Origin of the sequence: Arthrobacter zhaoguopingii, from assembly GCF_009828605.1 — a bacterium.
In the GTDB taxonomy this organism is placed as follows: Bacteria; Actinomycetota; Actinomycetes; order Actinomycetales; family Micrococcaceae; genus Arthrobacter_D; species Arthrobacter_D zhaoguopingii.
This window is the reverse complement of record NZ_WIAE01000003.1, coordinates 1-11787: the sequence shown is the minus strand read 5'-3', so window position 1 is coordinate 11787 and position 11787 is coordinate 1. Positions and strand designations below refer to the sequence as shown.

At 67.2% G+C, this 11787-nt stretch carries 6 protein-coding genes; 3 read left to right on the top strand and 3 right to left on the bottom strand.

Annotated features, from left to right (window positions below; translation table 11 throughout):
• Positions 1-28: 28 nt before the first annotated feature.
• A complete protein-coding gene (locus GVV77_RS05175; RefSeq protein ID WP_159617066.1) occupies positions 29-889 on the bottom strand; it encodes an SGNH/GDSL hydrolase family protein in 861 nt (286 codons plus the stop codon).
• Positions 890-1056: 167 nt separating this feature from the next.
• Entirely contained in the window at positions 1057-3669 is a 2613-nt protein-coding gene (glgP, locus tag GVV77_RS05170; RefSeq protein ID WP_159617064.1) for an alpha-glucan family phosphorylase, read from the bottom strand.
• 134 nt (positions 3670-3803) lie between these two features.
• Between glgP and GVV77_RS05165 the strand changes: the two genes are divergently transcribed.
• From GVV77_RS05165 to glgB, 3 genes are read left to right on the top strand one after another with little or no spacing between them, the layout of a single operon-like run.
• Entirely contained in the window at positions 3804-5843 is a 2040-nt protein-coding gene (locus GVV77_RS05165) for an alpha-1,4-glucan--maltose-1-phosphate maltosyltransferase (RefSeq protein ID WP_159617062.1), read from the top strand.
• Positions 5843-7609 carry a maltose alpha-D-glucosyltransferase gene (treS, locus tag GVV77_RS05160; RefSeq protein WP_159617060.1) on the top strand — a complete coding sequence of 589 codons (1767 nt, stop codon included), beginning with the start codon at positions 5843-5845 and terminating at the stop codon, positions 7607-7609. Before GVV77_RS05165 ends, treS begins: the two co-directional genes overlap by 1 nt.
• Positions 7609-11424: a 1,4-alpha-glucan branching protein GlgB gene (glgB, locus tag GVV77_RS05155; protein ID WP_159617058.1), complete on the top strand. Its 3816-nt coding sequence runs from the start codon at positions 7609-7611 to the stop codon at positions 11422-11424. Before treS ends, glgB begins: the two co-directional genes overlap by 1 nt.
• A gap of 69 nt (positions 11425-11493) precedes the next feature.
• Here glgB and GVV77_RS18190 read toward each other — a convergent pair.
• Positions 11494-11787 (bottom strand): hypothetical protein (locus tag GVV77_RS18190; RefSeq protein ID WP_210252839.1); only part of this gene is annotated, 294 nt, incomplete at its 5' end.

Sequence of the window (11787 nt, the reverse complement as noted above, 5' to 3'; positions counted from 1 at the left end):
AATATCTGCCCAGTGACTCCCTGCGCAGCTACTTCCGCAGTTGTGCGAGATTCACCTCGCTGCGCACGGCCTTGAGGTAGCCCTTGGAGTACCCGGTGGCCGTCGGATGCAGGTCATCGGGAGCGGTGAACCCGGTGAAGGTGATCCATGGATCCTGCGATCCGACGCCGTGCCCGGCGAATTCATCCACGACGTCCACATAGGTGAATCCCGCGGCAGCGGCCCGGGAAGCGATGACCGCGTTCAACGTGTCGGTGGCGTCATTGAAAAGCTGCTGGGCCGCGGCCGGGAACGGGGCCGGGCCGGAGGACTCCGGTGAGAAAAGGTGGGGATAACCGGTCACCACCACCACGGCATTGGGGGCTGCGGCCCGCAGCTGGGCATACACGGCGTCGAGCTTCGGAGCCACGGTCGTCTGCGCGGCGGCGGAGCTCAGCTGGAGCGCGCGGGCACAGGCTTCAAGGGGCTGGACGGCGCACGTGCCGGCCACGGTCGAGAAACCGGCGTCATTGCCACCCACTGAGAGAGTCACAAGTTTTGTTCGGGCGCCGAGTTTGCCCGCGGCCACAAGCCCGGCAATCTGTTCGGGAACATCGACGGCCCCGCCGGGCACCACGGTGGCGGCCGCACCAGCGCAGGTACCGTTGGCCGTCAATTCCACCTTTTTCTTCGAATCCAGCACTCCGGGAAGGCCCAGCGGCGACTGGCCGCAAGCAGTGTAGGATCCCGCGCCGAAGCCCGAGGCGTATGAATCGCCGAGTGCGACGTAGTCGACCGGGGCCTTGGGGGCCGCCGCCGCCGGAACGGCGGCAGGAGCAGCGGCGAGTGCCACCGTCAGGGCGGCGATGAGGGAACAGCGGGTCCTGAGCTGGGTGCGGGGAGTAGTCATGCCCCAAAGCTACTCCGCGTACCGCTCAGGCGGTCCGATCTGCCACAGGTCGCGGTTCATTCCGCCGTCTGGCTGGAACCGACGGGAGGAAGGCATTCTCCGCGGAGCCGGTCCGGGGGCCGGCGGATCGGTGGGCAGCACCGCCAGGCGGCGCTGCCCACCGGAGGTCAGGCGTTGACGACCAGCCCGAGTTCGGCGCTGGAGGCCAGGGTCGCGTGCCGCGGCAGCACCCGGACCGTGTAGCCGAACGAACCCGAGTGTTCGATCCGGGTGTCCCCGGTGAAGAGGTACCGCCCGCTGCCCAGGTTCTCGGCGACCCGCAGTTCGGCCAGAGTCACATCGCTGAGCTCGTCGTCACCGGCGGCCCGGCCGTACGCAACCTCCACCGCAACATCGGAGGGATCGAGATTGCCGAGGGCGACGTAGGCGTTGACCGTGAGCGCGTCGCCGATCTGCGGATCCTCGCTCACGCCGAGGGAATCGACGTGCTCCACCTGGACGGCGGGCCAGCCGCCCTGAATGCGGGTGCGCCACGCGGCCGTGCGCCGTGCCAGCGCGTACCGATCTTCGGAGGCATCCCGGCCGGCCCGCCAGGCCGGCTGGTACAGGTGGCCAACGTAGTCCTGGAGCATACGCTCGGCCGAGACGGCCGGGCCGAGGGTTGCCATGGTGTGCTTGATCATGGCGATCCACTGGTGCGGGATGCCGTCGAGCGACGGCTCCGACGGGCCGGCCGAACCGGCTGCGGCAGCGGTCACCGAACCGTAGAAACGTGGAGCGACCTGGTTCTCGAGCAGGTCATAGAGCGCCGCCGCCTCGATGTCGTCGCGTTCGTCGGCGGAGGCTCCGTTGTTGGCCGTTGGAATTGACCATCCGTTGTCGCCGTCGTACATCTCATCCCACCAGCCATCGAGCACCGAAAGGTTGAGTCCGCCGTTGATCGCCGCCTTCATGCCGGAGGTGCCGCAGGCCTCCAGTGGGCGCAGCGGGTTGTTCAGCCAGACATCGCAGCCGGGAAACAGGACGCGCGCCATGGCGATGTCGTAGTTGGGCAGGAACACGATCCGGTGGCGGACCGCCGGATCGTCGGTGAATCGCACCATGTCCTGGATCATGCGCTTGCCCTGCTCGTCCGCCGGGTGGGACTTGCCCGCGACCACGAGCTGGATGGGGTGCTCGGGGTGGAGCAGCAGCGCCTTGAGCCGGGCGGGGTCGCGCAGCATGAGGGTCAGGCGCTTGTAGGTGGGGACGCGGCGGGCGAACCCGATCGTCAGCACATCAGGGTCGAGCACCGTATCGGTCCATGCCAATTCGGCGTCGGCGGCCCCGCGCTTCTTCCAAGAGGAGCGCAGGCGGCCGCGGACGTCGTCGACGAGGTTGGAGCGCATGCTCCGCCGCAGCGCCCAGATCTTCTCGTCGGCGACGTCGTACACGCGGGCCCACCGCTGGTCGAGGACCGACTCGGCCCCGAAGTTCTCGCGGGCGAAGTCGGCGATCAGCGGGTCGACCCAGGAGGGGACGTGCACGCCGTTCGTCACCGAGGTGATGGGCACCTCGCGGGTGTCGAACCCCGGCCAGAGACCGGAGAACATGCCGCGGGACACCTCGCCGTGCAGCTTGGAGACGCCGTTGGCCCGCTGCGCCAGCCGCAGGCCCATGACCGCCATGTTGAACTTGGCCGGGTCGCCGCCCTCGTAGTTCTCGGCGCCCAGGGCCAGCACCTTGTCGGTCGGCACGGACGGGGCCAGGCCCGCGTTGAAGAAGTGCTCGATCTGCGCCCGCTCGAAGCGGTCGATGCCGGCCGGCACCGGAGTGTGGGTGGTGAACACCGTGGAGGCGCGGCCCGCGGTGAGGGCCTCCTCCCAGCTCATGGGCGATTCGCTGGCCGGATCCATCAGTTCGCGGATCCGCTCGATGCCGAGGAAACCGGCGTGGCCCTCATTCGTGTGGAACACCTCGGGCGCCGGAGCGCCGGTGAGGCGCTGGAAGATGCGCAGTGCCTTGACCCCGCCCATGCCCAGCAGGAGTTCCTGCTGGAGGCGCTGGTCCCCGCCGCCGCCGTACAGCCGGTCGGTGACGGTGCGCGCCGCCTCGTCATTGGCGGGCAGGTTGGAGTCGAGCAGCAGCAGCGGAACGCGGCCGACGTCGGCGCGCCAGATGTGCGCGATCAGCTGCCGCCCGTTGGGCAGCGGGAGGACCACGCGGGCCGGCGTGCCGTCCTCCTCGCGGAGCAGAGTGAGGGGAAGCCCGTCCGGGTCAAGCACGGGATAGGTCTCCTGCTGCCAGGCATCGCGGGAGAGCGACTGCATGAAGTAGCCGGCCTGGTACAGCAGTCCGACGCCGATCAGGGGCACCCCGAGGTCGGAGGCCGCCTTGAGATGGTCGCCGGCAAGGATCCCGAGGCCGCCCGAATACTGGGGCAGCACGGCGCTGATGCCGTACTCGGGGGAGAAGTAGGCGATGGAGCGGGGAGCGTCCTCGCCGAGGGACTGGTACCAGCGCGGCTCGGTCAGGTAGCTGTCGAGGTCGGCGCCGAGCTGCTGGATGCGGGCGACGAGCTCCTCATTGGCGGCGAGCTGCTGCAGGCGCTCGCGCGTCACCGAGCCGAGGAAGGTCACGGGATCGCGGTTGCTCGTTTCCCAGGCCGCAGGGTCTATGTCCTCGAACAGGCGCGTTGTTGGCAGATGCCAGGACCAGCGCAGATTGCCCGCCAGCTTGCCCAGCGGGGCAATGCTTTCGGGGAGGACGGTTCGGACTGTAAATCTACGGATTGCCTTCACTTTGGTTACGCTAGCGCACTTGCGTTCCGCTGGGGGAGCCACGGGCGTAACCGCTTACGTAATCGCCGAACATCTCGTTGTATTACGCCAAGCCCCCTTAGCATTTCGCTTCAATACTCGCTAACGTGCTGTGGGTGACCCTATCTAGCGAACTACCACGTCAAGGCACGTATGCGGAAGGCCTGCGGTTCGGCCGCATTCCCATCACGGGCGTCAGCCCGGTCGTCGAGGGCGGCCAATTCCCTGCCAAGGCGGTGCCCGGGGCGGACATCGTCGTCGGCGCGACCGTGTTCCGTGAAGGCCACGATCAACTGGGTGTTTCAGCGGTGCTGTACGGCCCGGAGGGCAAGGAAGCGCAGCGGATCCGGCTGCAGCCGGTGGGCGCAGGCCTGGACCGGTGGCAGGGGTTGCTCCGCCCCACCACCGTCGGACTCAACACCTTCACCATCGAGGGCTGGTCCGACCTCTACGGGACCTGGGTCCACGATGCGACGGTGAAGATCGCCGCGAACGTTGACGTCGAACTGATGCTCGCCGAAGGGGCCGCCCTGTTCACCCGGGCCGCCGCTGACCGCTCACCCCGCGACGCCGAGCTGTTCCGCCGCACCGCCGCAACCCTCAAGGACACGGCGTTCAGCGTCGAGGAACGCCTCTCGGCAGGCAGCACCCCCGAAATCCTCGATGCGATCGAGCGCGAGCCGATCCGCTCCATGGTGACCCCGTCGAAGGCCTACCCCATTCTGGTGGAGCGCGACCGGGCCGGACGTGGCGCCTGGTACGAGTTCTTCCCCCGCTCCGAGGGCGCCGAGTATGACGCCGCCGACGCGCGGTGGATCTCCGGCAACTTCCGCACGGCCGCCAAGCGGCTCGACGCAGTTGCGGCCATGGGCTTCGACGTCGTCTACCTGCCCCCGATCCATCCCATCGGTGAAACGCACCGCAAGGGCCCGAACAACACCCTCACCGCGGCCCCGGGGGATCCCGGCTCGCCGTGGGCCATCGGCTCGGCCGCCGGCGGCCACGACGCCATCCACCCGGACCTCGGCACCTTCGAGGATTTCGACGCCTTCGTGGCGCGGGCCGCGGAGCTCAACCTTGAGGTCGCCCTCGACTTCGCGCTTCAGGCCTCCCCCGACCACCCCTGGGTCACCGAGCACCCCGAGTGGTTCACGACGCGTGTTGACGGGTCGATTGCCTACGCGGAGAACCCGCCGAAGAAATACCAGGACATCTACCCGATCAACTTCGACAACGATCCGGTGGGCCTGCCGCAGGAGATCCTGCGGATCGTGCTGCTGTGGGTGGAGCACGGCGTGAAGATCTTCCGCGTCGACAACCCGCACACCAAGCCGGTCCAGTTTTGGGAGTGGCTCATCGGCAAGGTCAATGCTCAGCACCCCGACGTCGTCTTCCTCGCCGAGGCCTTCACCCGCCCCGCGATGATGCACGCCCTGGGGCGCGCCGGATTCCAGCAGTCCTACACCTACTTCACGTGGCGGAACACCAAGACGGAGATCGAGGAGTACTTCACCGAGGTCAGCAAGGTCTCGGCACCGTACTTCCGGCCGAACTTCTTCGTGAACACCCCGGACATCCTCACCGCGTTCCTGCAGTTCGGCGGACCGGCCGCCTTCAAGATCCGCGCCGTGCTTGCCTCAATGGCGAGCCCGCTGTGGGGCGTGTATTCCGGCTACGAGCTGTTCGAGCATGTCGCCCGCCCGGGCGCCGAGGAGTACATCGACAACGAGAAGTTCGAATACCGTCCGCGGGACTACGCGGCGGCCGAGGCCGCGGGGCGTTCGCTGGCCCCGTATCTGACGCGCCTCAACGCCATCCGGCGCGCGCACCCCGCGCTCGGTGATCTCGAGAACCTCACGGTGCATTCGAGCACCGACTCTGCGACCGTCGTGTTCTCCAAGCACAAGGAGACCGCGGAGGGCAAGGACACGTTCATCATCGTGGTGAACGTCGATCCTCACAGTGCCCGGGAGAGCACCGTGTCCCTCAATCTCGACGCCCTGTCGATCGATCCGGGCGACCGCAACGAGGACGGCACGTTCCGCGTCGACGACCTCCTCACCGGTTCGAGCTGGAACTGGGGCGAACATAATTACGTCAGGCTGGACGCCCATGTGGAACCGGCACACATTCTCTATGTCAGGAGGAAGCACTAGTGCCCAACCCCTTCCAACTCAATGCACCCGGACTTGCGCACGACCCCCACTGGTACCGCAAGGCCGTCTTCTACGAAGTACTGGTGCGGGGATTCGCGGACGCCAACGGCGACGGGTCGGGTGACTTCTCCGGGCTGATCGACAAGCTCGACTACCTGCAGTGGCTCGGCGTGGACTGCCTCTGGCTGCCCCCGTTCTTCAAGTCACCGCTGCGCGACGGCGGCTACGACATCGCCGACTACTACGACGTACTCGATGAGTTCGGCACCATCAGCGACTTCAAGCGGCTGGTGGCCGAGGCGCACGCCCGCGGCGTACGCGTCATCATCGACCTGCCCCTGAACCACACCTCGGACCAGCACCACTGGTTCCAGGAGTCGCGCCGGGACCCCGAGGGCCCCTACGGCGACTTCTACGTCTGGAGCGACACCGACGAGAAGTACCAGGACGCGCGCATCATTTTCGTCGACACCGAGGAGTCCAACTGGACCTTCGACCCGGTCCGCCGACAGTTCTTCTGGCACCGGTTCTTCAGCCACCAGCCGGACCTCAACTTCGAAAACCCGAAGGTGATCGAGGCGATCTTCAACGTGGTGCGGTTCTGGCTCGATCAGGGCATCGACGGGTTCCGTGCCGACGCCATCCCCTACCTCTTCGAGGAGGAGGGCACCAACTGCGAGAACCTGCCCAAGACGCACGAGTTCCTCAAGGACCTGCGCGCCATGGTCGACGAGAACTACCCCGGACGCGTGATCATCGCCGAGGCGAACCAGATGCCGGAGGAGGTCGTCGAATACTTCGGTGACGAGACCGGGCCGGAGTGCCACATGGCGTTCCACTTCCCGATCATGCCCCGGCTCTTCTACGCGCTGCGGGACCAAAAGGCCGCCCCCATCATCGAGACGATGAAGGAGACCCCGTCGATCCCCGGCGGAGCCCAGTGGGGGACCTTCCTGCGCAACCATGACGAGCTCACCCTTGAGATGGTCACCAACGAAGAGCGCGAGGCGATGCTCGGCTGGTACGCGCCGGATTCCCGGATGCGCGCCAACGTCGGCATCCGGCGCCGGCTGTCGCCGCTGCTCGACAACTCCCGGTCCGAGGTGGAGCTGATCCACGCCCTGCTGCTGTCCCTGCCGGGCAGCCCGTTCCTCTACTACGGGGACGAGATCGGCATGGGGGACAATATCTGGCTCGAGGACCGGGACGCCTCCCGGACCCCGATGCAGTGGAACCCCGACCGCAACGCCGGGTTCTCCACCGCCGACCCGGGCAAGCTGTACCTGCCCGTGGTGCAGTCCCTGGTGTACCACTACAACCACGTCAACGTTGAGGCGCAGCTTGCCACCTCCAGCTCCCTGCTTCACTGGATGCGCCAGATGCTGGCCGTCCGCCGGGCCAACCCGGCCTTCGGGCTGGGGGACTACCGCAATGTGCCCACCGAGGCGGATTCCGTCCTCGCGTTCGTCCGTGAGGTCCACGAGGGCAACTCCGAGGCCGAGCGTCCGGAAGTGGTGCTCTGCATCTTTAACCTCTCCCAGCACCCCGTTGCAGCAAACCTTCATCTGCCCGAATTCGCCGGCCGGGGCCTGCGGGACCTGTTCGGCGGAATGCCCTTCCCGGCCTTCGCCCAGGACGGCAACATCACCCTGACCCTTGGAAGCCATGCCTTCTACTGGCTCCGGCTGCGATCGGCAAGCTCGAACAGCGCATCGCCCCACACTGCGGCGCTGCCAGTCATACCTATCCCGGAGGCTATTAAGTAATGGGAACCCACACGCCTTTCCTTCCAGAAATCCTCACCGAGTGGCTCCCGGCACAGCGCTGGTTCCCGGCCCGCGGCAAGGACATTTCACTCACCGTTGTCGGCGGGACCGTCCTGGACGATCCGACCGGCCAGGCCGCCCTCGAGGTCAACTTCCTCGCCGTCGGCTCCGGCCGGCGCACCGACGTCGTCCACGTCCCGCTCAGCTACCGGGCGGAGCCTCTTCCGGAGGCGGCCTCCGGGCTCGTCGGGCAGATTGACCATCCGGAACTCGGCAGGCGCTGGGTCTACGACGCCACCCACGACCCGGCGTTCGTTAACGCCTGGGTCGAGCTGATGCGCGTTTCGGGCGCCAGCGCCGACGGACGCGTGAAGGGCCTGGCCCTCGAGAACCTGCCGGCACCCACCCCGAAGCAGCCGATCAAGGTGCTGAAGGGCGAACAGTCGAACACCTCGGTCGTCGTCGGCTCCGGACCGTCATCGATGATCGTGAAGTTCTTCCGCGTGCTCGCGGCGGGGAAGAGCCCCGACGTCGAGGTGTGCGCGGGGCTGACGGCTGGAGGTTCAACCGATGTACCGGCCACCTTCGGCTGGGTCACCGGCGAATGGCAGCTGCCGCACGCGGAGCCCGGAAATCACGTCACCGGCCACCTGAGCGTGCTGCGCGACTTTATCGAGGACAGCACCGACGCCTGGCGCGTCGCCGCCCTGGCCGCCTCGGCGGGAACCGACTTCAGCGCAGAGGCCCACGAACTCGGCGCCCTCGTGGCGCGGATCCACCGGCAGCTTGAGGGAGCCTTCGGCAGCAGCCAGGCCTCCGCCGCCGAGCAGGAGGCCTTCAAGGATGCACTCACCCGGCGCATCGAATGGGCCTGGGCCGAGGCAGGCACGGCCGTCGGGCCGCTTGAAGATGACATCGAGGCCGTCCTCGCCCAGGTGCGCGGACTTGAGGCGCTGCCCGCCCTGCAGCGGATCCATGCAGACCTCCACCTCGGGCAGATCCTGCGGGCCCCGGACGGCTCCTGGCTCATGCTCGACTTCGAAGGCGAACCGCTTCGTCCCACCGCCGAGCGGAGCGTCCCGGATGTGCCGCTGCGCGACGTCGTGGGCATGGTCCGCTCCCTCGAATACGCCGCCGCGTCCCGCGGCGCATCACCCGAAGGCTCTCCGGAGGCACTTGCCGGTGAGCAGTGGGCCGCCGCGGCCACCTCGGCATTCCTTGCCGGATATGCCTCCGAGACGGGCGGCGAGGTCGATCCCGCTTCGCCCCTGTTCCGGGCACTTTGGCTCGACAAGGCCCTCTACGAGGTGGTCTACGAACTGCGGAACCGGCCCGAGTGGGTTGAAATGCCGGCGCGCGACGTCCGCCACGCCCTGACCGGGCAGCCCCTGGCCGTGCCCGTAGGCGTCATGGCGGCCGCGGTGCCCAGCGGTACTCCCGCTTCCTCAGGTGCCGCGGCCGAGCCCCCTACCGCACCGCCCGCTCCCACCGGAGCCGAATCGGGTGCCGGCTCCACCTCCGGCACCCGACCAGCTCGCGGTGGTGCGCCGGCGTCGTCGTCGCTGGCCGGAGGTTCCGCATCCGGCGCGCCGAAGGGCACCTCGGCGTCCTCCGGTCCGCCGTCGGACCCCACTCCCATCCCGGTGCCGCAGGATGTGCTGCAGCAGGTCTCGGACGGCATGCACCACCAGCCGCATGCGGTGCTCGGTGCGCACCTCGACGATTCCGGGACCGTCACCATCCGCACCCTGCGCCGGCTGGCGCGTTCCGTCGTCGTCGTGACCGGCAGTGGGCGGGCAGAGCTGACGCACGAGCACAATGGAGTCTGGGTCGGGACAGTCGCGGCGGAAACTCCGGGCCACGTTCCGGATTACCGGTTGGAGGTCGCCTACGACGGCGAGCCCCAGCTGGTGGATGACCCCTACCGGTTCCTCCCAACCCTCGGCGAGATCGATATGCACCTCATTGCCGAGGGCAGGCACGAAACCCTGTGGACCGCCCTGGGCGCCCACGTCCGGCATTACTCCTCGGTGCTCGGGGCGATCGACGGCGTCTCCTTCGCCGTCTGGGCGCCCAGCGCTCGAGCCGTGCGGGTCAAGGCCGACTTCAACGGCTGGGACGGCAGCATCAACGCCATGCGCGCGCTCGGCAGCTCGGGAGTGTGGGAAATCTTCATCCCCGGCGCTCAGGCCGGTGCCGTCTACAAGTACGAGATCCTCGGCAGCGACGGGCAATGGCGGGAGAAGGCCGACCCCATGGCACGCGGCACCGAGGTGCCTCCGCTGACCGGTTCGCGCGTCGTTGAGTCACGCTATGCTTTCGAAGATGACGCCTGGATGACCGAACGCGCCTCAAAGGACCCGCACAACGGGCCAATGAGCGTCTATGAGGTGCACCTCGCCTCCTGGCGCGTCGGCCTGAGCTACCGCGACCTCGCGGAGCAGCTCGTCGAGTACGTCACCTGGCAGGGATTCACGCACGTCGAGTTGATGCCCGTCGCGGAGCACCCGTTCGGCGGATCCTGGGGCTACCAGGTCACGTCGTACTTCGCGCCGACGTCCCGGTTCGGGCACCCCGACGATTTCAAGTACCTCGTCGACAAGCTCCATCAGGCCGGCATTGGCGTCATCATGGACTGGGTTCCGGCGCACTTCCCGAAGGATGAGTGGGCTCTGGCCAAGTTCGACGGCGGGACCCTCTACGAGCACGGCGACCCGCTGCTGGGCGAGCACATGGACTGGGGAACGCTGATCTTCGACTTCGGGCGCCGGGAGGTGCGGAACTTCCTCGTCGCCAATGCCCTGTACTGGCTTGAGGAGTTCCACATCGACGGGCTGCGGGTCGACGCGGTCGCCTCCATGCTCTACCTCGACTACTCGCGGGAGGAAGGCCAGTGGCGGCCCAACCGGCTGGGCGGACGGGAGAACCTTGAGGCCATCTCCTTCCTCCAGGAAGTGACCGCCACCGCGTACAAGCGGGCACCGGGGATCGTCATGATCGCTGAGGAATCCACGGCGTTCCCGGGCGTCACCCGGCCAACGAGCGCAGGCGGTCTGGGCTTCGGGCTGAAGTGGAACATGGGCTGGATGCACGACACCCTCCAGTACATGGCCGAAGACCCGGTCAACCGGTCTTACCACCACGGTAAGGCGACGTTCTCAATGGTGTACGCATACACCGAGAACTTCCTCCTCCCCATCAGCCATGACGAGGTAGTGCACGGCAAGGGCTCCCTCCTGCGGAAGATGCCCGGGGACCGCTGGCAGCAGCTGGCCAATGTGCGGGCCTACCTTGCCTTCCAGTGGGCCCACCCGGGCAAGCAGCTGATTTTCATGGGCTCGGAGTTTGCCCAGGAGTCCGAATGGGCGGAACAGCACGGCCTCGACTGGTGGTTGTGCGATACCCCGCCGCACCGCGGTGTGCAGGAACTCGTGCGCTCGCTCAACACGGTGTACCGGGAGACCCCGGCGCTGTATGCACGGGACAACGAGCCGGCCGGCTTCCAGTGGATCGATGAGAACGACGGCGGACGCAACACCCTCTCCTTCATCCGGTGGGACCACCAGGGCAACCCGCTCGTCTGCATCGCCAACTTCGCCGGCGGCCCGCACGAGGGTTTCCGCGTCGGCCTGCCCTGGGCGGGGGAGTGGACCGAGGTCATCAACACCGACGCAGAGCAGTTCGGCGGGTCAGGGGTCGGAAACGGCACCATCACCGCCATCGAAGGTGGGCACAACGGCCAGCCGGCCCATGCGGATCTGCGCGTTCCCCCCTTGGGTGTCCTGTACCTGGCGCCCCGGACCGCTAAGGCGTAACCCGCTTATCCGGCCTCCGCCGGGCCTCACCGAGGTCCGGCGGAGGTTTACATTCAGCGCTCAAGGGTGCTAGTGTTTATATCCGCGCTGATCGAAGTTCTCGGTCGGATGGCGACCACAAGAACGGTTGGGTACGGGATCTGTCGATCCCAGAATCCAGCCGGTTGGGGGTCCAGCTGGAAACAGCCGGAACGGTGGAAACCAGCCGATTTGCGGGGATGGTTGGGTGCGGGTAGGCTTGTAAAGTTGCTCCGGAGCGAGGATGGCCTGGTTTTGTCGGGTTGTGTGGTGCCGGTAGTGCCTGTTGTTTGAGAACTCAATAGTGTGCCAAGTTTGTTGATACCGATTGTTTTTTGATTGGTT